This is a genomic window from Streptomyces aurantiacus (assembly GCF_027107535.1).
In the GTDB taxonomy this organism is placed as follows: Bacteria; Actinomycetota; Actinomycetes; order Streptomycetales; family Streptomycetaceae; genus Streptomyces.
In genome coordinates, this window is sequence record NZ_CP114283.1 from 2,910,456 (window position 1) to 2,932,745 (window position 22,290).

The 22,290-nt window shown below is 72.4% G+C and carries 19 protein-coding genes; 16 read left to right on the forward strand and 3 right to left on the reverse strand.

Going from position 1 to position 22,290, the window contains the following annotated elements; genetic code table 11:
• Window positions 1-4 precede the first annotated feature (4 nt).
• Together metK and O1Q96_RS14630 are read left to right on the forward strand one after the other, a co-directional pair.
• Complete coding sequence (metK, locus tag O1Q96_RS14625) at window positions 5-1,228, forward strand: methionine adenosyltransferase (protein WP_269248574.1); 1,224 nt, start codon at window positions 5-7, stop codon at window positions 1,226-1,228.
• Between the two features lie 245 nt (window positions 1,229-1,473).
• Complete coding sequence (locus tag O1Q96_RS14630; protein ID WP_269248575.1) at window positions 1,474-3,624, forward strand: primosomal protein N'; 2,151 nt, start codon at window positions 1,474-1,476, stop codon at window positions 3,622-3,624.
• A 125-nt stretch (window positions 3,625-3,749) separates the two neighbouring features.
• Here O1Q96_RS14630 and O1Q96_RS14635 read toward each other — a convergent pair whose 3' ends face one another.
• Window positions 3,750-4,295 (reverse strand): hypothetical protein, encoded by a 546-nt coding sequence (locus O1Q96_RS14635; RefSeq protein ID WP_217457055.1) that lies wholly within the window; start codon window positions 4,293-4,295, stop codon window positions 3,750-3,752.
• Between the two features lie 400 nt (window positions 4,296-4,695).
• Here O1Q96_RS14635 and fmt point away from each other — a divergent pair, with 400 nt between their 5' ends.
• Window positions 4,696-5,640 carry a methionyl-tRNA formyltransferase gene (gene fmt / locus O1Q96_RS14640; RefSeq protein WP_269248576.1) on the forward strand — a complete coding sequence of 315 codons (945 nt, stop codon included), beginning with the start codon at window positions 4,696-4,698 and terminating at the stop codon, window positions 5,638-5,640.
• Between the two features lie 188 nt (window positions 5,641-5,828).
• Entirely contained in the window at window positions 5,829-7,253 is a 1,425-nt protein-coding gene (locus tag O1Q96_RS14645; RefSeq protein ID WP_269248577.1) for an RsmB/NOP family class I SAM-dependent RNA methyltransferase, read from the forward strand.
• A gap of 25 nt (window positions 7,254-7,278) precedes the next feature.
• Here O1Q96_RS14645 and O1Q96_RS14650 read toward each other — a convergent pair whose 3' ends face one another.
• On the reverse strand, window positions 7,279-9,510 hold the full coding sequence (locus tag O1Q96_RS14650; RefSeq protein ID WP_269248578.1) for an MMPL family transporter: 2,232 nt from the start codon (window positions 9,508-9,510) through the stop codon (window positions 7,279-7,281).
• Window positions 9,511-9,665: 155 nt separating this feature from the next.
• Between O1Q96_RS14650 and rpe the strand changes: the two genes are divergently transcribed.
• From rpe to O1Q96_RS14700, 10 genes are all read left to right on the forward strand, one after another.
• Window positions 9,666-10,352, forward strand: coding sequence for a ribulose-phosphate 3-epimerase (gene rpe / locus O1Q96_RS14655; protein WP_269248579.1), 687 nt, complete (start codon window positions 9,666-9,668; stop codon window positions 10,350-10,352).
• A gap of 78 nt (window positions 10,353-10,430) precedes the next feature.
• Window positions 10,431-11,474: a sugar-binding transcriptional regulator gene (locus O1Q96_RS14660; protein WP_217457048.1), complete on the forward strand. Its 1,044-nt coding sequence runs from the start codon at window positions 10,431-10,433 to the stop codon at window positions 11,472-11,474.
• A 69-nt stretch (window positions 11,475-11,543) separates the two neighbouring features.
• Window positions 11,544-11,948: a guanyl-specific ribonuclease gene (locus tag O1Q96_RS14665; protein ID WP_269248580.1), complete on the forward strand. Its 405-nt coding sequence runs from the start codon at window positions 11,544-11,546 to the stop codon at window positions 11,946-11,948.
• Window positions 11,945-12,277: a barstar family protein gene (locus O1Q96_RS14670; RefSeq protein ID WP_269248581.1), complete on the forward strand. Its 333-nt coding sequence runs from the start codon at window positions 11,945-11,947 to the stop codon at window positions 12,275-12,277. The genes O1Q96_RS14665 and O1Q96_RS14670 overlap by 4 nt, the downstream gene beginning before the upstream one ends.
• Before the next feature lie 128 nt (window positions 12,278-12,405).
• Entirely contained in the window at window positions 12,406-13,848 is a 1,443-nt protein-coding gene (locus tag O1Q96_RS14675; protein WP_269253600.1) for a GuaB1 family IMP dehydrogenase-related protein, read from the forward strand.
• Window positions 13,849-13,937: 89 nt separating this feature from the next.
• Entirely contained in the window at window positions 13,938-14,447 is a 510-nt protein-coding gene (locus O1Q96_RS14680; protein WP_269248582.1) for a GNAT family N-acetyltransferase, read from the forward strand.
• Window positions 14,448-14,494: 47 nt separating this feature from the next.
• Window positions 14,495-14,890 carry a hypothetical protein gene (locus tag O1Q96_RS14685; RefSeq protein WP_269248583.1) on the forward strand — a complete coding sequence of 132 codons (396 nt, stop codon included), beginning with the start codon at window positions 14,495-14,497 and terminating at the stop codon, window positions 14,888-14,890.
• A 278-nt stretch (window positions 14,891-15,168) separates the two neighbouring features.
• The gene (locus O1Q96_RS14690; RefSeq protein ID WP_269248584.1) at window positions 15,169-16,638 is read left to right on the forward strand and encodes an amino acid permease; all 1,470 of its coding nucleotides are present in this window, start codon (window positions 15,169-15,171) and stop codon (window positions 16,636-16,638) included.
• 61 nt (window positions 16,639-16,699) lie between these two features.
• Complete coding sequence (locus tag O1Q96_RS14695) at window positions 16,700-17,152, forward strand: Lrp/AsnC family transcriptional regulator (protein ID WP_269248585.1); 453 nt, start codon at window positions 16,700-16,702, stop codon at window positions 17,150-17,152.
• Between the two features lie 315 nt (window positions 17,153-17,467).
• Window positions 17,468-18,688 carry an MFS transporter gene (locus tag O1Q96_RS14700; RefSeq protein ID WP_269248586.1) on the forward strand — a complete coding sequence of 407 codons (1,221 nt, stop codon included), beginning with the start codon at window positions 17,468-17,470 and terminating at the stop codon, window positions 18,686-18,688.
• On the opposite strand, the gene O1Q96_RS14705 is transcribed toward O1Q96_RS14700, so the two are convergent.
• Complete coding sequence (locus O1Q96_RS14705; RefSeq protein ID WP_269253601.1) at window positions 18,657-19,280, reverse strand: Repetin; 624 nt, start codon at window positions 19,278-19,280, stop codon at window positions 18,657-18,659. The genes O1Q96_RS14700 and O1Q96_RS14705 overlap by 32 nt on opposite strands.
• Window positions 19,281-19,673: 393 nt before the next feature.
• Here O1Q96_RS14705 and O1Q96_RS14710 point away from each other — a divergent pair, with 393 nt between their 5' ends.
• Together O1Q96_RS14710 and O1Q96_RS14715 are read left to right on the forward strand one after the other, a co-directional pair.
• Window positions 19,674-20,462, forward strand: a complete 789-nt coding sequence (locus tag O1Q96_RS14710; protein ID WP_269248587.1) for a carbon-nitrogen hydrolase family protein — start codon at window positions 19,674-19,676, stop codon at window positions 20,460-20,462.
• Between the two features lie 55 nt (window positions 20,463-20,517).
• Complete coding sequence (locus tag O1Q96_RS14715) at window positions 20,518-22,224, forward strand: flavin monoamine oxidase family protein (protein WP_269248588.1); 1,707 nt, start codon at window positions 20,518-20,520, stop codon at window positions 22,222-22,224.
• Window positions 22,225-22,290: the final 66 nt, after the last annotated feature.

Here is a 22,290-nt window from a genome sequence, read left to right on the forward strand (position 1 = left end):
CGTTGTGTCCCGTCGCCTGTTCACCTCGGAGTCCGTGACCGAGGGTCACCCCGACAAGATCGCTGACCAGATCAGCGACACCATCCTCGACGCGCTTCTGCGTGAGGACCCGACGTCTCGGGTCGCCGTCGAGACCCTGATCACGACCGGCCTCGTGCACGTGGCCGGCGAGGTCACGACCAAGGCCTACGCACCGATCGCGCAGCTCGTGCGCGACAAGATCCTCGAGATCGGCTACGACTCGTCGAAGAAGGGCTTCGACGGAGCGTCCTGCGGCGTGTCCGTGTCGATCGGCGCCCAGTCCCCCGACATCGCGCAGGGCGTCGACACGGCGTACGAGAAGCGGGTCGAGGGTGCCGCCGCAGGTGACGAGGACGACGAGCTCGACAAGCAGGGTGCCGGCGACCAGGGCCTGATGTTCGGCTACGCGACGGACGAGACCCCGGAGCTCATGCCGCTCCCGATCCACCTCGCGCACCGCCTCTCCCGCCGCCTGTCCGACGTCCGCAAGAACGGGACGATCCCGTACCTGCGCCCCGACGGCAAAACCCAGGTCACCATCGAGTACGACGGCGACAAGGCGGTCCGCCTGGACACGGTCGTCGTCTCCTCGCAGCACGCGTCGGACATCGACCTGGACTCGCTGCTCGCGCCCGACATCCGCGAGTTCGTGGTGGAGCCCGAGCTGAAGGCGCTCCTGGACGACGGCATCAAGCTGGAGACCGAGGGCTACCGCCTCCTGGTGAACCCGACCGGCCGTTTCGAGATCGGCGGCCCGATGGGCGACGCCGGCCTCACCGGCCGCAAGATCATCATCGACACGTACGGCGGCATGGCCCGCCACGGCGGCGGCGCCTTCTCCGGCAAGGACCCGTCCAAGGTCGACCGCTCCGCCGCGTACGCCATGCGCTGGGTCGCCAAGAACGTCGTGGCGGCGGGCCTCGCCACCCGCTGCGAGGTCCAGGTGGCGTACGCGATCGGCAAGGCCGAGCCCGTCGGTCTGTTCGTCGAGACCTTCGGTACCGCCAAGGTCGACGCGGAGAAGATCGAGGCGGCCATCTCCGAGGTCTTCGACCTCCGCCCGGCCGCGATCATCCGCGACCTCGACCTGCTGCGGCCGATCTACGCGCAGACCGCCGCGTACGGCCACTTCGGGCGTGCGCTGCCCGACTTCACGTGGGAGAAGACGGACCGGGTGGACGCACTGCGGAAGGCCGCGGGGCTCTAGTACCGCCGCACTCGGCGAGGCCCGGCACCCCTCGGGGTGCCGGGCCTCGGTGTTTCACGCCGCGGGTGCCACCGAACCGGCCGACCCGTCTGCATGAAGTTCCGTACGCCGAGGGCCTCCCGGTGCGCCGGCCGCGCTCACTCCGGTGGAGTGTGCACAGTGCCTGCGGAGAGGGGGGCATGAAGGGCTGCCGGACTGATCCCGGGGGCGCGGCGGTGTCAGTGCGGTCTGGTAGGAATGCAGCTGTGAGCAGCACGGACGGGCAGGCGGGCGGCGGGGCCGAGGGTGCGCCGCCCGAGCAGCTTGCGCTGATCCGGGACGCGGTGCGCAAGGCGCCGCGGGCCAAGCCGCGGACCTGGCGCGGCGCGGCGGTCGCCAAGGAACTGCCCGTCGCACGGGTGCTCGTCGACAAGGGCGTGCTGCATCTCGACCGCTACTTCGACTACGCCGTCCCCGAGGAGCTCGACGCCGACGCGCAGCCGGGGGTACGGGTGCGGGTGCGGTTCGGCGCCGGGCGGCACCGGGTGCGGGAGGGGCGGCGCGAGGGCGGCGGGCTGATCGACGGGTTCCTCGTCGAGCGGCTGGCCGAGTCCGACTATCCGGGGCCACTCGCGGCGCTCGCCCAAGTCGTCTCGCCCGAGCCCGTGTTGAGCGAGGAGTCGCTCGGCCTCGCGCGAGCCGTGGCCGATCGGTACGCCGGGAGTCTGGCCGACGTGCTGCAGCTGGCCGTCCCGCCGCGCAACGCCCGGGCCGAGGGGAAACCGTCGCCCGAGCCGCTGCCCGCGCCTGAGGTGCCCGCCGCGGGCACCTGGTCCAGGTACGCGCGAGGGGCGGCCTTCATCGAGTCACTGGCGGGCGGCGGGGCGCCCCGAGCGGTCTGGAACGCCCTGCCGGGCCCCGGCTGGGCCGAGGAACTGGCACGGGCCGTGGCGGCGACGCTCGCATCGGGGCGCGGCGCGCTCGTCGTCGTGCCGGACGGGCGGGCCGTCAGCCGGGCCGACGCCGCGCTGACGTCGGTGCTGGGGGAGGGCCGGCATGCCGTGCTCACCGCCGAGGCCGGGCCGGAGAAGCGGTACCGGCAGTGGCTGGCCGTGCGGCGGGGCTCCGTACGGGCCGTGGTGGGGACCAGGGCCGCCATGTTCGCGCCCGTCCGGGATCTGGGGCTGGTGGTCGTCTGGGACGACGGGGACGGCAGCCACAGCGAACTGCACGCGCCACAGCCGCACACGCGGGAAGTGCTGCTGCTGCGGGCCGCCCACGACAAGTGCGCTTTCCTGCTGGGCAGTCGGAGCTGCACGGTCGAGGCCGCCCAGCTCGTGGAGAGCGGCTGGGCGGCCCCGATCGTCGCCGAGCGGGAGACCGTGCGGGCGGCGGCCCCGCTCGTACGGACCGTCGGCGACGGGGACCTCGCGCGTGACGAGGCGGCCCGGGCCGCCCGGCTGCCCAGCCTCGCCTGGCAGGCCGTCCGTGAGGGGCTGAAGCAGGGGCCCGTGCTGGTGCAGGTGCCCCGGCGCGGTTACGTGCCGCGGATGGCCTGTGCGCAGTGCCGGGCGCCCGCGCGGTGCCGGCACTGTGCGGGGCCGCTGGAAGGTCAGGACGCCGGAGGCCTGCGGTGCGGGTGGTGCGGGCGGGACGAAGGCGGCTGGCACTGCCCCGAGTGCGGCGGGTTCAGGCTGCGGGCGCAGGTCGTGGGGGCGCGGCGGACCGCCGAGGAGCTGGGGCGCGCGTTTCCCGCGGTGCCCGTGCGGACGTCGGGGCGCGAGCAGGTGCTGGACACGGTGCCGGGATCGCCGGCGCTCGTCGTCAGCACGCCGGGCGCGGAGCCCGTCGCCGAGGGCGGCTATGCGGCTGCCCTGCTGCTCGACGGCTGGGCGATGCTGGGGCGGCCCGACCTCAGGGCCGCAGAGGACGCTCTGCGGCGGTGGATCGAGGCGGCGGCGCTGGTGCGGGGCCAGCGGGACGGCGGGACCGTGGTGATCGTCGCCGAGCCGACGCTGCGGCCCGTGCAGGCGCTGGTGCGGTGGGATCCGGTCGGGCATGCCGTCCGTGAACTGGCCGAGCGGGCCGAGCTGGGTTTCCCGCCGGTGTCGCGGATGGCGTCCGTCGCCGGGACCGCGGAGGCGCTCACCGGATTTCTCGCCGCGGTCGAACTGCCCGGTGAGGCAGAGGTGTTGGGCCCCGTTCCGGTGCCTTCGGCAGATCCCGGACGGCCGCGGCGGCCGGGGGCGCCGCCGACGGGTGAGCCATGGGAGCGGGCACTGATCCGGGTGCCGCCGGGGAAGGGCGCCGCACTGGCGTCGGCCCTGAAGAGCGCGCAGGCGGCTCGGATGGCCCGTGGCGGGAGCGGGGGAAGCGACGCGGTACGGATTCGGATCGACCCGCCCGACATCGGATGACCACCCTGGCCCGGCAGGACGCCTCAGGTGGGGAACTGTGACCGGCTGCCGGTCGGGCGTACAGGTCTGCCCCCGAACTCTGTCGGGGGCAGCCAGGGAGTGCTCAGGGCGGACAGGTGTGCGCGTCAGCCGTTGCGTGGGCCCGGGAAGGCGCTCGGCCTGACCTCCTCGCGGAGGGTGGGACTGCCCGCCGTCGGCTGGGTCGGCAGGGGCATCGGCATGGAACGGGCGGCGGGGACCGTGGGCATGCCGGTGTTGACGGCGACCGCGCGGGATCCGGACGGCTCGGTCGCGCGCTCCGCCTCGGCGGCGGCCTGCGCGGTCGCTCGACGGGCTCCGTAACGGCGGTGCACCGCCTGCTTCGTGACCCCGAGAGCCGAGCCCACCGCGTCCCACGAGAAGCCCAGCGAGCGGTCGAAGTCCACGGCGGCCGTGACCAGGGTCTCGACGCTGTCCCGCAGCTCCTGGGCGAGGCGGACGGTCGGAGCGGGGGCGCGTCCGTAGACGACGAAGCCCGTGGAGGGTCCGGAGCGGCGCGGGCGGTAGACGTTGCCCAACTGGGCGGTCAGCGTGCGCAGTGCGTCCACCTGCCGGCGGACCCGCTCGATGTCCCGCACCAGCAAGTGCAGGCTGGCCCGAGCCTGGGCGTCGTGGGTTGCGTGGTCGGCCATGAACAAGCCTCTCGAACCGGCGTTGAAAAGGACCGGGCCGCGATTGCGGCCCGTTTTGGTCAACTCTTTCTTGACCAACGCGTTTCGGGGTGAGTGGTCACGCAGCAGGGGCGTGGGGGCATGTGCGTACGCCCCCGGCGGTCGGGCGAGCGCTCGCCTCTGCCCCTGCCTGACCAGGACTTTTGTCGCCGCACCGGACGGGTGGAGGCCTCGGCGGGAGGTTCGGTGCCGTCGTCCGCCGCCCGGTCGTGAGGGCCCGGGCAGCGGACGGGAACTCCTCTGCCGTCGTCGTGCGTTGCCGACCGGCACGGACCGGCGGGCGCAGGGCTTCAGCGGCCCGGCGCCCCATAGACTGGTGCGCTGCCCGTTGTGAATCCGCCCGAGAGGCCGACTGTCACCCATGAAGCTCGTCTTCGCCGGTACCCCCGAAGTCGCCGTACCCGCACTGGACGCCCTGATCGCCTCCGGGCGGCACGAGGTGGCCGCCGTCGTCACGCGGCCCGACGCGCCGGCCGGGCGGGGACGCAGGCTTGTCGCGAGCCCGGTGGCTCAGCGCGCCGAGGACGCCGGGATCGAGGTGCTGAAGCCGGCGCGGCCACGGGACGAGGCCTTCCTCGCGCGGCTGAGGGAGATCGCCCCGGACTGCTGCCCCGTCGTGGCCTACGGTGCGCTGCTGCCCCGGGTCGCACTCGACATCCCCGCCAACGGCTGGGTCAACCTGCACTTCTCCCTGCTTCCCGCCTGGCGCGGGGCGGCGCCCGTGCAGCACGCGGTCATGGCCGGGGACGAGATCACCGGTGCCTCCACCTTCCTCATCGAGGAGGGGCTCGACTCCGGGCCCGTCTACGGGACCGTCACCGAGGAGGTGCGGCCCACCGACACCAGCGGGGACCTGCTGACGCGGCTCGCCTTCGCCGGCTCCGGGCTGCTCGCGGCGACCATGGACGGGATCGAGGACGGCACCCTGAAGGCCGTGCCGCAGCCGGCGGACGGCATCACCCTGGCGCCGAAGATCACCGTCGAGGACGCCCAGGTGGACTGGGCGGCGCCGGCGCTGCGGGTCGACCGGGTCGTACGCGGCTGTACGCCCGCGCCCGGTGCGTGGACCGTCTTCCGCGCCGAACGGCTCAAGCTGATCCAGGTCGTGCCGGTGCCCGAGCGGACGGATCTGGCCCCGGGAGCGTTGGCGGTCGGGAAGAACAACGTGTACGTCGGTACCGGGTCGTACGCCGTCGAGCTGTTGTGGGTGCAGGCGCAGGGCAAGAAGCCGATGCGGGCGGCGGACTGGGCCCGGGGCGTGCGGATCGCCTCCGGCGAGATGGTCGGGGGCAGCGGGGCTCTCTAGCCGCGGGCGGCCGCCCGCCGGGGGACAGGTGTGACGTGATGTGCGGGTCGTGGGGGCTGGTCGGGCAGTACCCCGCGCCCCTTCCGGGCTGCGCCGTTCGCCTTCGAAGGCGTGGAGGGCGTGCTCGTGGGGCGGGTGGGCGACGTACGCTGGGGCTGTATCTCTTCCACGAGCCGGAGCACCTTTACGTGAACGAGCAGTCCCCTCGGCCCCGTCAGCAGCGCAAGCCCTATCGCCGTCCGCAGAAGGACCCCGTACGGATGCTCGCCTTCGAGGCGCTGCGGGCCGTGGACGAGAGGGACGCGTACGCGAATCTCGTACTGCCGCCCCTGCTGCGCAAGGCCCGGGAGAAGGACGACTTCGACGGGCGGGACGCGGCACTGGCGACGGAGCTGGTGTACGGGACGCTGCGTCGGCAGGGCACCTATGACGCCGTCATCGCGGCCTGCGTGGACCGGCCGCTGCGCGAGGTCGACCCGCCGGTGCTCGATGTGCTGAGCCTGGGCGCGCACCAGCTGCTCGGGACGCGGATCCCGACGCACGCCGCCGTGTCCGCGTCCGTCGACCTCGCGAGGGTCGTGCTCGGGGACGGGCGGGCGAAGTTCGTCAACGCCGTGCTGCGGAAGATCGCGCAGCACGATCTGGACAGCTGGATCGAGAAGGTCGCGCCGCCCTACGACGAGGACCCCGAGGACCACCTCGCCGTCGTCCACTCGCATCCGCGGTGGGTCGTCTCGGCGCTGTGGGACTCGCTCGGCGGCGGACGCGCCGGGATCGAGGATCTGCTGGAGGCCGACAACGAGCGGCCCGAGGTGACCCTGGTCGCCCGGCCCGGCCGCTCCACCGCCGACGAGATCCTCGGCGTGCTCGGCGAGGAGAACGCGCTGCCGGGACGCTGGTCGCCGTACGCCGTGCGGCTGTCCGAGGGCGGCGAGCCCGGTGCCATCGAGGCCGTACGCGAAGGCCGGGTGGGCGTTCAGGACGAGGGCAGCCAGCTGGTGGCCCTCGCCCTCGCCAACGCGCCGCTCGACGGGCCGGACAAGGCATGGCTCGACGGATGCGCCGGGCCGGGCGGCAAGGCGGCCATGCTCGCCGGGCTCGCCGCCGAGCGCGGGGCCGTGCTGCTCGCCTCCGAGAAGCAGCCGCACCGGGCCGGGCTGGTCGCGAAGACACTCGCCGGGAACCCCGGGCCGTACCAGGTCATCGCCGCCGACGGGACACGGCCGCCGTGGCGGGCCGGGACCTTCGACCGCGTCCTGATGGACGTGCCCTGCACCGGGCTCGGTGCTCTGCGCCGGCGTCCCGAGGCCCGCTGGCGGCGCCGGCCCGACGACCTGGACGGCTTCGCCCCGCTGCAGCGGGGGCTGTTGCGCACGGCGCTCGACTCGGTGCGGGTCGGCGGTGTCGTCGGCTACGCCACCTGCTCGCCGCACCTCGCCGAGACCCGGGCCGTGGTCAACGACGTACTCAAGCAGCACGACGCCGAACTCCTCGACGCCCGGCCGCTGTTCCAGGGTGTCCCGGCCCTGGGCGAGGGGCCGGACGTCCAGTTGTGGCCGCACCTGCACGGGACGGACGCGATGTATCTGGCGCTGATCCGCCGGACGGGCTGACCTCCCTCGGGCTAGCGGACCAGGGTCACTTCGAGGGGCCACCCGGTCGCGAGGCCGGTTCCGACGCACCCGTCCCGGCTCCCGGGGCGGCCGGCGGCCGTGTCGTGGTCCCGCCCTCGGCGCCGTCCTCGTGTGCCAGCCGGCCGGGCCACCAGATCTTCGGTCCCACGTCCAGGAACAGGGACGTCACGAGGACCGAGCGCACGATGAACGTGTCGATCAGCACGCCCAGGGCCACCGCGAAGCCGAGTTCGGCGAAGGCGACCATCGGGAGGGTCGCCAGGGCCGCGAACGTGCCCGCGAGCACCAGGCCTGCCGAGGTGATGACCGCGCCGGTGGTGGAGAGGCCCGTCACCACACCCTTGCGGGTGCCCTGGCCGGCTGCCTCCTCGCGGATCCGGGTGGTCAGGAAGATGTTGTAGTCGATGCCCAGAGCCACCAGGAAGACGAAGACGAACAGTGGGAAGTCCGTCGACTCGCCCGCGTAGTCGAAGACGTACCGGAACGCGAGCGCGCTGATGCCCAGCGCGGCGGCGAAGGACAGCACCACCGTGCCGATCAGCAGCAGCGGGGCGATCAGGGCGCGGAGCAGGGCACAGAGGATCAGCAGCACCACGACCAGCACCAGCGGGATGATCAGGATGTTGTCGTGGGTCGTCGCCTCGTCCATGTCCAGCAGTGATGCCGTACCGCCGCCGACCTGCGCGTCCGCGTCCGGCACGTCGTGGACGGCGTCCCGTACCCGCTCGACCGTCTGTTTCGCGGCCTCGCTGTCCGCCGGGTCGGTCATCGTGGCCTCGAAGAGGACCTTGCCCTCGAACTCGGGTTTCGTGCCCGGCGGCAGGCCGAGGGATTCCGGTACGACCCCTCGGGTGTCCGCGACCGCCCGGCCGACCTCCTCGGCCTGGGCGCGGTTGCTGACGATGACGAGCGGATCGCCGCTGCCCGCGGGGAAGTACCGCGCGGACACCTCCTGGCCGACGATCGAGTCGGGTTCGCCGGTGAAGGCGTCGGCGTTGCTGATGCCCTCCGCGCGCAGCTGGACGAGGCCCAGCGACAACAGCGCGAGGACCGCCGCCGTGACGGCCCAGATCATGCGCGGGCGAAGCGAGATACGGCGGCCCATCCGGGCCCAGACACCGCGCTCGGTGGGGTCGGGGGAGCCGAGGTGCGGGATCACCGGCCAGAAGATCCAGCGGCCGCAGATCACCAGCAGGGCCGGGAAGAGCGTCAGCATCGCGATCAGCGCCACCGCGACACCGATCGCGGCGACCGGGCCGAGACCGCGCGTCGAGTTCATCTCGGCGGCGAGCAGCACCAGCATGCTCAGGACGACGGTGGCGCCGGAGGCGAGCACCGCGGGGCCCGCCCGGTGCAGGGCGAGCGCCATGGCCTCGTGGCGGTCCTCGTGGCGGCGCAGTTCCTCCCGGTAGCGGGCCACCAGGAGCAGGGCGTAGTCCGTCCCCGCGCCGAAGACGAGGACCGTCAGAATGCCCGCGCTCTGGCCGTTGACGGTCAGCCCCGCGTGCTCCGCGAACAGGTAGATCAGCGCCTGCGCGGTGAACAGCGCCGCGACCACGCCGAGCAGCGGCACCAGCAGCAGGGTCGGACTGCGGTAGGTGAGCAGGAGCATCACGATGACGACGATCATCGCCGAGAACAGCAGCGTGGAGTCGATGCCCTCGAAGGCCTCGGAGAAGTCCGCGGAGGTGCCGCCCGGGCCCGTGATGTGCACGGCGAGCCCGTCCCCGCCCTCGCCGACGTCCGCACGGATCGAGTCCACCGCGGGCCCGATCTGCTCCCAGCCCTTCTCGTCCATCGTGATCGGCACCAGGACCTGGGCCGCCCGTGGGTCCGTCTGCCGGTCGTAGACGGGGCCACGGGTCTCCGCGCCGCGGATGCCGTGCGCACGCAGTTCCTTGAGCTCTCGTACGTCCTCGGCGATCCGGTCCCGGTCCTGTGCCGTGAGGCCGTCCGCACGGGCGTACACGACGATCGCGGGGATCTGCTCCGGCCTGAAGTCCTCGGAGATCTGCAGGACTTGGGTGGATTCGGCGGAACCGGGCAGCCAGGAGGCCGCGTCGTTGTCCTGGGCGTCGGCGAGCTTCTGGGCGAAGGGCGCCGTCAGGACCAGCAGCACCAGCCACAGTCCCACGACCAGCCACTTGGACCGCCGGCCGCAGACCAGCCAGCCGATACCGCGCCGGCCCTGCCCCTGCTGTCCGTGTTGTCCTTGGTTCCCCTGCGCGTCCGTCATGGCCACCCCCGTAGCCGTGTGTGGAGCTGGTGGGCCGCCAAGGATGGCACGGGCCGTCCGGCAGGTGCAGTCACTCGGCGGAGTTGGTGCATACCGACTGGTCCGGGTCGGGGACCGAGGAGGGCAACCGGCGCCGGGCATGGCAGGCTTGTGGCATGGCCGCGCAGATCAACCCCAGCATCCTGTCCGCCGACTTCGCCCGCCTTGCCGAGGAGGCAAGGGCGGTGGAAGGGGCCGACTGGCTGCATGTCGACGTGATGGACAACCATTTCGTCCCGAACCTCACGCTAGGTGTGCCGGTCGTAGAGTCCTTGGCGCGGGCGACGGACACGCCGCTGGACTGCCATCTGATGATCGAGGACGCCGATCGGTGGGCGCCCCAGTACGTAGAAGCGGGTGCCGGTTCCGTCACCTTCCATGTCGAGGCGGCCGCCGCACCCGTGCGGCTCGCCCGCGAGATCCGGGCCAAGGGCGCCCGGGCCTCCATGGCCCTGCGGCCCGCGACTGCCATCGAGCCGTACGAGGACCTGCTTCCCGAGCTCGACATGCTGCTGATCATGACTGTCGAGCCCGGCTTCGGAGGCCAGGCCTTTCTCGACATCATGCTGCCGAAGATCCGCCGCACCCGCGAGTTGATCAACAAGCACGGCCTCGAACTGTGGCTGCAGGTCGACGGCGGTGTCTCGGCCTCCACCATCGAGCGTTGCGCGGAGGCGGGCGCCGACGTCTTCGTCGCCGGGTCCGCGGTGTACGGGGCGGACGACCCCGCCCAGGCGGTACGTGCATTGCGCACGCAGGCGGAGGAGGCGACGGCCCAGGCAGCATGGGCATGCGGCCACTGAGCCAAGGGAACATGAACGCCGCCCCTCAGGGCTGATCAAGTACGCCGCATCTGCAAGGATGAACGGCGAATCCAGAGTGTGAACAGCAGTGAGGAGAACGCCGTGTCGGGTATGTCGGCGGGCCGGTCGGCCATGCGGATGGGACCCGCTGAGCTGGTGCAGGCGGCGGCCATGGCCCGTCGCTTCTATCTGGAGGGCAAATCCAAGATCCAGATCGCCGAGGAGTTCGGCGTCAGCCGCTTCAAGGTGGCCCGGGTCCTGGAGACCGCTCTCGAACGTGATCTCGTGAGGATCGAGATCCGTGTCCCCGCCGAACTGGACGCGGAGCGCTCGGACGCGCTGCGCGCCCGCTACGGCCTGCGGCACGCCGTCGTCGTCGAGTCCCCGGCCGAGGCCGAGGAGTCGCCCGACCCGGAGAACCTCGGCGAGGTGGCCGCCGACCTGCTCGGCGAGCTGGTCGCCGAAGGCGATGTGCTCGGCCTCGCCTGGGGCCGTTCCACCATTCACATGGCGGCCGCGCTCGACCGGCTGCCGCCGTGCACGGTGGTGCAGCTGACGGGTGTGTACGACGCCGGGACGGCCGAGCGCGGCTCGGTCGAGGCCGTCCGCCGGGCCGCCCAGGTCTCCGGCGGCGACGCCCACCCCATCTACGCGCCGATGCTGCTGCCGGACGTGGCCACCGCGGCGGCGCTGCGCAGCCAGACGGGCATCGCCCGCGCCTTCGAGTACTTCGACAAGGTCACCGTCGCCTGCGTGTCGATCGGCTCCTGGGAGGCGGGCATCTCCACGGTGCACGACATGCTCACCGAGGAGGAGCGCGCCCACTACGCCACCCTCGGTGTGGCCGCGGAGATGTCCGCGCACCTCTTCGACTCCGAGGGCCGCCGCGTCGGCCGGGACCTGGGGGAGCGGTGCATCACCGTCGAGGCCGACCGGCTTCGGCGGATCCCCGAGGTCGTCGCGATCGCCGGCGGACAGCGCAAGGCGGCCGCCATCGACGCGGTGCTGCGGTCCGGCCTCGTCACCAGCCTGGTGACCGACACGGCGGCCGCGGACGCCCTGATGACGGCTGGTCCGACGCCGCGTCCCGCCCTCGACCGGGCGGACCCCGACGGCATGTGATCCTCCAGCCGGTCCGGCCGGCGGTTCGACAGCGCGCCTCGCGGGGACGGCTGTGGCAGCATCGGCGACATGCTGCTCCGGTCCGTCCCCCGTCTGCTGTCCGGGCTGCTGATCTGTCTGGCCGCCCTGTCGGCCGGATGTTCGTCGACGGACACCGGGACGGCCGCACCGGCCTCGGTCCCCGCCTGGGCCGCCGGGACGAAGACGGTGAGGGAGTCCGACCTGCCCGCCGAGGCCCGCCGGACGCTCGTCCTCATCGACGAGGGCGGTCCTTTCCCGTACGCCAGGGACGGCGCCGTCTTCGGGAACCGCGAGCGCGAGCTGCCGCGGCGCGAGCGCGGCCACTACCACGAGTACACGGTACGGACCCCCGGAGAGCGGGACCGCGGAGCCCGGCGCGTTGTCACCGGGCGGGGCGGCGAGGTCTACTACACCGATGATCACTACGACTCGTTCAGGGCGGTGCTGAGATGACGGACGACGTGCCGGGCCGCCACGTGGTCACGCTGGACCTCGACGGTGTCGCGGACAAGGCCGGCCTCATGGAGCGCTGCGTGAGCGCCCTGGGCCTGCCGGACTGGTTCGGACGGAACTGGGACGCGCTCGCCGACAGCCTCACCGACCCGTCCGTGTGGCCCGAGGCCGCCGGCGAGGGCGGACTGCTCGTCGTCGTCACCGGCTGGCGGGTGTACGCGCGGACGCGGCCCGAGGAGTGGGAGATCGCCGAGGAGGTGTTCGCCGGGGCGGCGGACCTCGTGCCGGCGCTCACCGTGGCGCTGGCCCTTGGAGGATCCCACCAGTAGGCCGCTGACCGGCCTGGACGATCGGCCCGGAGCGTGCGAACTCGTCGACATGGGACAATGAGGTACGTGCTCTTCCCCCGGGCTGTCCTGTTCGGGGGCCACCTCTGATCGACTGGGATGTGCAGCACGTGCGTTTCCTCAACGACATCCAGCCCGCGTACGACCTGACGTACGACGACGTCTTCATGGTGCCGAGCCGTTCCGCGGTCGGCTCGCGGCAGGGCGTCGACCTGGCTTCGCCGGACGGCACCGGCACCACGATCCCGCTGGTGGTCGCCAACATGACGGCGATCGCGGGCCGCCGCATGGCCGAGACCATGGCCCGCCGGGGTGGGCTCGTCGTCATCCCGCAGGACATCCCGATCGAGGTCGTCACCGAGGTCGTCTCCTGGGTCAAGAGCCGTCACCTCGTCCTGGACACCCCGATCATCCTCGCGCCGCACCAGACCGTCGCCGACGCGCTGTCCCTGCTGCCCAAGCGCGCCCACAACGCAGGGGTCGTGGTGGACGGGGACGGCAGGCCGGTCGGTGTCGTCACCGACGCCGACCTCAGCGGGGTCGACCGCTTCACCCAGCTGTCCGAGGTCATGGCGAAGGACCTGCTGCTGCTCGACGCGGACATCGAGCCGGGCGAGGCCTTCGGCAGGCTCGACCACGCCAACCGCCGCTACGCCCCGGCCGTGGACAAGGACGGCAGGCTCGCCGGCATCCTCACCCGCAAGGGCGCCCTGCGCGCCACGCTCTACACGCCGGCCACCGACGCGGACGGAAGGCTGCGCATCGCGGCCGCCGTGGGTATCAACGGCGATGTCGCGGGCAAGGCCAAGCAGCTGCTCGCCGCGGGCGTCGACACGCTCGTCGTGGACACCGCCCACGGTCATCAGGAGTCGATGATCGCCGCGGTCCGTGCCGTCCGCGGACTCGACCCGCAGGTGCCGGTCGTCGCGGGCAACATCGTCGCCGCCGAGGGCGTACGCGACCTGATCGAGGCCGGCGCGGACATCATCAAGGTCGGTGTCGGACCGGGCGCCATGTGCACCACGCGCATGATGACCGGCGTGGGCCGCCCGCAGTTCTCGGCGGTCCTGGAGTGCGCCGCCGAGGCGAAAAAGTACGGCAAGCACGTGTGGGCCGACGGCGGTGTGCGGCACCCGCGCGACGTCGCCATGGCGCTGGCCGCGGGCGCCTCGAACGTGATGGTCGGCTCGTGGTTCGCCGGGACCTACGAGTCGCCGGGCGACCTCCAGCAGGACGCCGACGGCCGCCTCTACAAGGAGTCGTTCGGCATGGCGTCCGCGCGTGCGGTACGCAACCGGACCTCGGAGGAGTCGGCGTACGACCGGGCCCGCAAGGCGCTGTTCGAGGAGGGCATCTCGACCTCCCGGATGTTCCTGGACCCGTCCCGGCCCGGCGTCGAGGACCTGGTCGACTCGATCATCGCGGGCGTGCGCTCCTCGTGCACGTACGCCGGTGCCAACTCCCTGGAGGAGTTCGCGCAGAGGGCCGTCGTCGGCATCCAGAGCGCGGCCGGCTACGCGGAGGGCAAGCCGCTGCACGCCAGCTGGGGCTGATCCCGACTCCCTTTCGTGCGGCCCCTGTTGTCCCGTGGCGCGGGACAACAGGGGCCGCCCCGCGTCCGGTTGTCGCTAAGGTCGGGCGGATGAGGATCGATGCCTGCCGGGCCGAGGACGTCGCCGCCCTGGAGCGGTTCATGCCCTCGCACAGCGTGGACGGGAGTCATGAGGCGCGGTTCGCGCGGCAGGAAGCGGGCCGGAGCACGTATCTGATCCCCCGGCTCGACGGGCGGCCCGTCGGCCACGCGGAGGTCCGTTGGACCGGTTGCGCGGCTGCCGAGGTGCGCGCCGCGCGCCCGGGCTGCCCCGAGATCAACGGACTGCTCGTCTGGCCTCGGACGCTGCGCTCGCGGGGCATCGGCGGGGCGCTGGTGCGCGCCGCCGAGGAACTGGCCGTCGCGCGCGGAACCGGGCTCATGGGCCTCGGCGTCGGCGACGACAACCCGCGGGCGGCGGCGCTCTACACGCGGCTCGGTTACCGGCCCGTCGTGACCTACGTCGACCGATGGGCGTACCTCGACGTAGACGGCGAGCGCCGTGAGTGCACCGATCCCTGTGTCTTCATGGTCAAACACCTGGACGTCAAGCAGGCTTGACGTCAGGGCGCCTTGACGTCAAGCCTGCCTGACGCGACGCTGGGGTCATGACGACACCGCAGAGCACCGAGCCGCAGTACACGCTGCTGACCGCCGTGGCCCGTCTCGACGAGCTGAGGGTCCGGGAGTCACTGGCGGGAGCGGGCAGCGACGAGGAGGCCCTCGGGCGGGGCGAACTGCTGGAACTGCTCGCCCTCAGCGAGGTGGTGGCCCGAAAGGCGGCGTACGGCCGCCAGCTCAGCGTGCGCGCGGCCCGTGCGGCCGGGGCCTCCTGGTCGCAGATCGGAGCGGCCCTGGGGACCAGCAAGCAGGCCGCGTGGGAGGCCCACAACCGGTGGATCGACGAGCAGGCGGCCGCCCACGGACAGCCCGGGCAGCTGGGCTTCGACGAGGACGACGCGGCCGAGGCGCGAGCGATCGCCGGGCAGCCCGACGGCCTCTGAGCGGGCAGCACGCGCACCCCTCCGTCTGCGACCGCGGCCCCGCGTGCTCGTTTCGCGCAACGGTCGAAAGGCCCCGCGCAACGATCGCCCGGCTGCCCCCGATGAACGCAACGATCTTGCGGACGCGCGCAAGGTTGCTGCATTACGGCCGGAAAGCCGGGACTCATAGAGTCGTGCGCTGAACGTAGTGTGGCGGGGACCCCGTGCACGGTGGTCCCTCCTCCGGGCTGCCGTGGGGCCGCGCCGCCCTCACCGGCAGCGATGAAGGAGCCAGCCGCGTGCTCGACCACGGCGCACCCCCGCAGTCCCGCAGTCACCCCACCCCCGCGCCAGCCGGCCCCGGCGCGCGTCTGATGCGCCGCAAGCCCGTGGAGAGCCTGGTCGCCGAGGGCGGCCAGGGGGAGGGCGGCAGCCTGCGGCGCTCCCTCGGCCTGTGGCAGCTGACGATGATCAGCATCGGTGCCACGCTCGGCACCGGCATCTTCGTGGTGCTCGGCGAGGCCGTCCCGAAGGCGGGCCCGGCCGTCACCCTCTCCTTCGTGATAGCCGGACTCACGGCACTCTTCTCGGCCCTCTCGTACGCCGAGCTCGCGGGCACCATCCCGGTCGCCGGATCCTCGTACTCCTACGCGTACGCGACCATGGGCGAACTCGTCGCCTGGATCTGCGGCTGGTGCCTCGTCCTGGAGTACGGCGTCTCCGTCGCGGCCGTCGCCGTCGGCTGGGGCGAGTACCTGAACGAGCTCCTCGACGGCACGATCGGCGTCACCATCCCGGACGCGCTCTCCGCCCCGCCCGGCGACGGCGGGATCTTCAACCTGCCCGCGCTGATCGTCGTACTGCTCGCCATGGCGTTCCTGCTCGGCGGCGCCCGCGAGTCCGCGCGCGCCAACACCGTCATGGTCGTCGTCAAGATCGCCGCGCTGCTGCTGTTCTGCGCGATCGGCATCCAGGGCTTCCGCTCCGGCAACTACGAGAACTTCATGCCGCTCGGCATGGCCGGCGTCAGCGCCGCCGGGGCGACCCTCTTCTTCTCGTACATCGGGTTCGACGCGGCCTCCACCGCGGGCGAGGAGGCCAAGAACGCCCAGCGCGACCTGCCCCGCGCGATCATGCTCTCCCTGATCATCGTGACGGCCCTGTACGTGCTCGTCGCGGCCGTCGCCGTCGGTGCCAAGCCCTGGCAGCGGTTCACCGGCTCCGAGGCCGCACTCGCCGGGATCATGAAGGACGTCACCGGTGACGCCGTCTGGGGCACGCTGCTGGCGGCCGGCGCCGTGATCGCCATCGCGAGCGTCGTGCTGACGGTCCTCTACGGGCAGACCCGCATCCTCTTCGCCATGTCCCGCGACGGGCTCGTCCCCAAGGTCTTCTCCCGTGTCCACCCGAAGACCGGGACCCCGCGCGTCAACACGGTCATCGTGTCCCTGTTCTGTGGCGTCCTCGCCGCCGCGATCCCGCTCGGGCAGCTCGCCGACGCGACCAGCATCGGCACGCTCTTCGCCTTCGCGCTGGTCAATGTGGCCGTCGTGGTGCTGCGGCGGACGCGGCCCGAGATGCCGCGCACGTTCCGGGTGCCGCTGTCGCCGTTGATACCCGCGCTGGGCTTCGGGTTCTGCGTGTGGATGATGGGCAGCCTCGACACCGTGACCTGGGTGGTCTTCGGCGTCTGGATGGCTGTCGGGCTCGTGTTCTACTTCAGTTACGGCTACCGGCGCTCACGTCTCGCGACCGGGCCGGTCGGCTGAGCGGGTCCTCGCGGGGCCCGGCGGTTCCCAGCGGTCTCCGAAGAGAAGTGACTCACCCGCAGTGCTGAACAGTCTCGACGAACGTATCGTCCACGCCCTTGCCGAAGACGCCCGGCGCTCCTTCGCCGACATCGGGCAGGAGGTCGGGCTCTCCGCGCCCGCCGTGAAGCGGCGGGTGGACCGGCTGAGGGCCAGCGGGGCCATCACCGGGTTCACGGTGCGCGTGGATCCGGCGGCGCTCGGGTGGGAGACCGAGGGGTTCGTCGAGATCTACTGCCGCCGGAACACCTCGCCCGAGACCATTCAGCGAGGGCTGGAGCGGTACCAGGAGGTCGTGGCCGCGTCCACCGTCACCGGGGAGGCCGATGCGGTCGTGCAGGTCTTCGCCTCCGACATGCGGCACTTCGAGCGGGTGCTGGAGCGGATCGCCGGGGAGCCGTTCGTGGAACGGACGAAGTCCGTGCTGGTGCTTTCGCCTTTGCTGCGGAGGTTTTCTTCCGGGTCCCCCACGTAGCGCTCCGCGGGTGGGCGGGTGGACCTGTGCGGGTCGGTGAGGGCTGGTCGCGCAGTTCCCCGCGCCCCTGGGTGGGTGGGTGTCCGGCGTGATGTGTCGGCGGCGGTCGTTCTGGGCTTGGCGCGCAGTTCCCCGCGGCCCTTTCGGGGTGGGTGCGGGGGAGACGTAAATCGCTGGGCCGGGGCGGGGGGTCGGGTCTAGCATCGGGGGTATGACCTGGCGACATTGATCCACCAGCCGTGCCTCCCGAGGGCCGCCTCGGGCGCCGTATCTCCGGCGTCCGACATCTCTTCGCGGTCCCTTCGGGAAGGCCTCATGACACTCTCACCCGCGCGCGTGCCCGGCACCTCTGTCCGGCGGCTGACGGCCACGCTGTACGGCTACGCGTTCCTCGACGACTTCGTCCTGCTCTACCCCGTGTACGCCCTGCTGTTCGCCGACAACGGGCTCACGGTCTGGCAGATCTCCTCGCTCTTCGCCCTCTGGTCGCTGACCGGTGTACTCCTGGAGATCCCCTCGGGGGCCTGGGCCGACGCCGTGTCCCGCCGTGCGCTCCTGTGGTTCGGGCCGCTGCTCACCGCCGCGGGCTTCACGCTCTGGGTGCTCGTCCCGTCCTACTGGGCGTTCGCCCTCGGCTTCGTCCTCTGGGGAGCCAAGGGGGCGCTCGGCTCCGGCGCGCTGGAGGCGCTGGTGTACGAGGAGCTCGACCGGCTCGGCGCCGCCGACCGCTACGGACGGATCATGGGCCGGGCCCGCGCCGCGGGACTCGTGGCCGTGATCGCGGCGCTGGCTCTGGCCGGCCCGGTCTTCGCGTTCGGCGGCTACCCGGCCGTCGGACTCGCCAGCGTGCTGGCCTGTCTGCTGACCGCGGTCACCGCGGCCCGGTTCACCGAGCACCGGGAACCGGACCCCGCGGCCGGGCCCGGCGAGGGTTGGGCCCGGTCGCTGCGGGCCGGGCTCGCCGAGGCCCGCGAGGACCGGTCCGTCCGCGCCGCCCTGCTGCTCGTACCGGCCGTCACCGCTGTGTGGGGCGCGCTCGACGAATACACGCCCCTGCTCGTCCGGGACACGGGAGTCACGGAGAACGCCGTACCGCACTGGCTGTTGCTGATCTGGGCGGGGGCGACGGTCGGCGGGCTGCTGGCCGGCGCGGGAGAGCGGCTGGGCAAGGGCGGGTTCGCGGCGATCCTGGCCGGGTCGGCCCTGGCGCTCGCCGTGGGCGCGGGGGTGCGGACCCCGGCCGGTATCGGCCTGGTGGCCCTGGCCTTCTGCGGATTCCAGCTGGCGAGCGTCCTGGCCGACGCCCGGCTCCAGGAGCGGATCGACGGAACCGGCCGCGCCACCCTGACCTCGGTGGCCGGGGTGGGCACCGACCTGACCACCATCGCCGTGTACGGCGCCTACGCCGTGGTCGGGTCGGCGACCACGCACGGCGCGGCCTTCGCGCTGTCCGCGGCGCCCTACCTCCTGACGGCGCTGATCGTGGCCACCGGGAGGAGGGCGGTCAGAGCTTCGGAAGCCACGGCACGACCGTGAAGTCGCCGGTGCCCTTCCTGACCTTCTCGAAGGGCGCCGAGCCGACGCACCTGGGCAGTCCCTCGGTCTCGACGGGACTGCCCGTAGCGGCCCAGCTGTAGCCGAGCCGGTCCTGCCGTCCGGTGTCGTGGACGGTGATACCGACCCGCTTGCCCTTCGCGCCGGGCAGGTCGGAGTCGGTGACGACACCGGAGACGACCGCCACCTTGCCGCCGGTGACCAGGCAGTCCACCTCGGCCTTCGCCCAGGCACCCTTGCCGCCGGCGTAGTGGCTCCATTCGAAGGTGCCCGTCGCCTTCAGCGGATCGGCGGTGTCCTCGGCCGCCAGGTGCGCGTCGAAGGAGAACGTGATGTCGTCGCCGGCCGACCGGTACAGCTTCGCGCTGCCGGTGAGCGCGGCGGCCTCGCGCGGCGGCCGGCCGGATGAGCCGGAAGGGGCGGCCCCGCGCGGCGTCCCCGTCACCGTGGCGGCCTCGCGCACGACCTCGGACGCGGGTTGTGGCGCGCTCTCCGACGCGGTGGCGGACCCCGCGAGCCCGGCGGTGACGAGCAGGGCCGCGCCCAGCACGGCGCCCTTCGTGCGGCGGGTCAGGGCGATCGTCGTACGGCGGCTCGTCGCGGTGCTTCGACGGTTCATGACGGTCCTTTCGGCGGGTGCTGCGGACAGGTCCCACTGTTCCGGCGCCGCCGCCGCGCCACATCGCGCCGAGGGCTGCACCGCACCTCCGCCACCCGGCGGGGAGCACGCCGGTGACCTGCGCCCACGGGAGGACAGGCCCTCATACCGGGGGGCACGCAACGAATCGCCGCCGGACCGCCGCCGGACGCAACGATTCGTCCACCGGCACGCAACGGCTCCTCCTTGTCCGCCGGAACCGGTCGCCCGTACCGTCTATCTGGCCCGTCTTTCCGGCCCGGCCGTCCGGCCTGACCCTCCGGCCGTCCGCCCGGCTCCCACTGCCTTCCGTCCCGGTGAGGAACACGCATGCGCACCGCCCTGCTCCAGAGCTCCGGCCGACCCGGCTCCGTCGTCGAGAACCTCAGGGTCCTCGACGAGGCCGCGGGCCGGGCCGCCGCCGCGGGCGCCGGGCTGCTGATCACTCCGGAGATGTTCCTCACCGGCTACGCGATCGGCGCCGACGTGCACCGGCTCGCCGAGCCCGCCGACGGAGACTCCGCGGACGCGGTCGCCGAGATCGCCGGCCGGCACGGCGTGGCCGTCGTCTACGGCTACCCGGAGCGGTCCTCGGAGTCGGTCTTCAACTCGGTCCAGCTGATCTCCTGTGACGGCACGCGCCTCGCGAACTACCGCAAGACCCACCTCTTCGGCTGCTTCGAGCAGGAGTGGTTCACCCCCGGCGACGAGCCGGTCGTCCAGGCCGACCTGGGCGGCCTCCGGGTCGGCCTCATGGTCTGCTACGACGTGGAGTTCCCGGAGAACGTCCGCGCGCACGCCCTGGGCGGTACCGACCTCCTCGTGGTGCCGACGGCCCAGATGCACCCCTTCCACTTCGTCGCCGAGTCCGTCGTACCGGTGCGCGCCTTCGAGAACCAGATGTACATCGCGTACGTCAACCGGGTCGGTACGGAAGGGGAGTTCGAGTTCGTCGGGCTCTCGACCCTGGCCGGCCCCGACGGCGGCGCCCGCGCCCGCGCGGGCCGCGCGGAGGAACTCGTCCTCGGCGAGGTGGACCCCGCCTTCCTCGCCGCCTCCCGCGAGACGAACCCGTATCTGAAGGACCGCCGCCCCGGCCTCTACGGGTCCCTCGTCTGACACCCCCCAGACCACCAGCCTCGCCACAGCTTTCCCCGCAAGGAGTCCGTACCCCATGACGTCCACGGTGCCCCCCGCCGTCCCGCACACCGACGCGCAGCCGCCGATCACCATGTTCGGCCCGGACTTCCCGTACGCGTACGACGACTTCCTCGCGCACCCCGCGGGCCTCGGCCAGATACCGGCGACCGAGCTCGGCACCGAGGTGGCCGTCATCGGCGGCGGCCTCTCCGGCATCGTGGCCGCGTACGAGCTGATGAAGATGGGCCTCAAGCCCGTCGTGTACGAGGCCGACAAGATCGGCGGACGGCTGCGGACCGTGGGCTTCGACGGATGCGACCCCTCCCTCACCGCCGAGATGGGCGCGATGCGCTTCCCGCCGTCCTCCACGGCGCTCCAGCACTACATCGACCTGGTGGGCCTGCGGACCGAGCCGTTCCCCAACCCCCTCTCCGAGGCCACGCCCTCGACCGTCGTGGATCTCAAGGGCGAGTCGCACTACGCCGAGACGGCCGACGACCTGCCGCAGGTCTACCGGGACGTGGCGAAGGCCTGGAACGCCTGCCTGGAGGAGGGCGCCGACTTCTCCGACATGAACCAGGCGATGCGCGAGCGCGACGTGCCCCGCATCCGTGAGATCTGGGCGAAGCTCGTCGAGAAGCTCGACAACCAGACCTTCTACGGCTTCCTCTGCGACTCCGAGTCCTTCAAGTCCTTCCGGCACCGCGAGATCTTCGGCCAGGTCGGCTTCGGCACGGGCGGCTGGGACACCGACTTCCCGAACTCCATCCTGGAGATCCTGCGCGTCGTCTACACCGAGGCCGACGACCACCACCGGGGCATCGTCGGCGGCAGCCAGCAGCTCCCGCTGCGCCTGTGGGAGCGCGAGCCGCAGAAGATCGTGCACTGGGCGTACGGGACGTCGCTGGCCACGCTCCACGACGGGGAGCCCCGGCCCGCCGTGACCCGCCTCCACCGCACCGCGGGCAACCGGATCACCGTCACCGACGCCTCCGGCGACATCCGTACGTATCGGGCGGCGATCTTCACCGCCCAGTCCTGGATGCTGCTCTCCAAGGTCGCCTGCGACGACGCGCTGTTCCCGATCGACCACTGGACCGCCATCGAGCGGACCCACTACATGGAGAGCTCGAAGCTGTTCGTGCCCGTCGACCGGCCGTTCTGGCTGGACAAGGCCGTCGACGACAAGGGAAACCCGACCGGCCGGGACGTCATGTCGATGACGCTCACCGACCGCATGACGCGCGGCACGTACCTCCTCGACGACGGGCCGGACAAGCCCGCCGTGATCTGCCTCTCCTACACGTGGTGCGACGACAGCCTGAAGTGGCTGCCGCTGTCCGCGAACGAGCGGATGGAGGTCATGCTGAAGTCGCTCGGCGAGATCTACCCGAAGGTCGACATCAGGAAGCACATCATCGGCAACCCGGTGACCGTCTCCTGGGAGAACGAGCCGTACTTCATGGGCGCGTTCAAGGCCAACCTCCCCGGCCACTACCGCTACCAGCGGCGCCTGTTCACGCACTTCATGCAGGACCGGCTGCCCGAGGACAAGCGGGGCATCTTCCTCGCGGGCGACGACATCTCCTGGACGGCCGGCTGGGCGGAGGGTGCCGTACAGACCGCGCTCAACGCCGTGTGGGGCGTCATGCACCACTTCGGCGGCGGGACCGACCCGGCCAACCCCGGGCCCGGCGACGTCTACGACGAGATCGCCCCGGTGGAACTGCCGGAGGACTGAGCCAGGACGACGGGCCCGCGCCTGCGCGAAGGCGCGGGGCTGTGGCACCTCGCGGCCCGGCCGGTG

What these genes read in the sequence shown, in the direction of transcription:
- O1Q96_RS14635 (WP_217457055.1), bottom strand. Translation starts at nt 4,295, where the DNA reads ATGGCCGACCACGCAACCCACGACGCCCAGGCTCGGGCCAGCCTGCAC.
- fmt (WP_269248576.1), top strand. Translation starts at nt 4,696, where the DNA reads ATGAAGCTCGTCTTCGCCGGTACCCCCGAAGTCGCCGTACCCGCACTG.
- O1Q96_RS14650 (WP_269248578.1), bottom strand. Translation starts at nt 9,510, where the DNA reads ATGACGGACGCGCAGGGGAACCAAGGACAACACGGACAGCAGGGGCAG.
- rpe (WP_269248579.1), top strand. Translation starts at nt 9,666, where the DNA reads ATGGCCGCGCAGATCAACCCCAGCATCCTGTCCGCCGACTTCGCCCGC.
- O1Q96_RS14665 (WP_269248580.1), top strand. Translation starts at nt 11,544, where the DNA reads ATGCTGCTCCGGTCCGTCCCCCGTCTGCTGTCCGGGCTGCTGATCTGT.
- O1Q96_RS14670 (WP_269248581.1), top strand. Translation starts at nt 11,945, where the DNA reads ATGACGGACGACGTGCCGGGCCGCCACGTGGTCACGCTGGACCTCGAC.
- O1Q96_RS14680 (WP_269248582.1), top strand. Translation starts at nt 13,938, where the DNA reads ATGAGGATCGATGCCTGCCGGGCCGAGGACGTCGCCGCCCTGGAGCGG.
- O1Q96_RS14685 (WP_269248583.1), top strand. Translation starts at nt 14,495, where the DNA reads ATGACGACACCGCAGAGCACCGAGCCGCAGTACACGCTGCTGACCGCC.
- O1Q96_RS14700 (WP_269248586.1), top strand. Translation starts at nt 17,468, where the DNA reads ATGACACTCTCACCCGCGCGCGTGCCCGGCACCTCTGTCCGGCGGCTG.
- O1Q96_RS14710 (WP_269248587.1), top strand. Translation starts at nt 19,674, where the DNA reads ATGCGCACCGCCCTGCTCCAGAGCTCCGGCCGACCCGGCTCCGTCGTC.
- O1Q96_RS14715 (WP_269248588.1), top strand. Translation starts at nt 20,518, where the DNA reads ATGACGTCCACGGTGCCCCCCGCCGTCCCGCACACCGACGCGCAGCCG.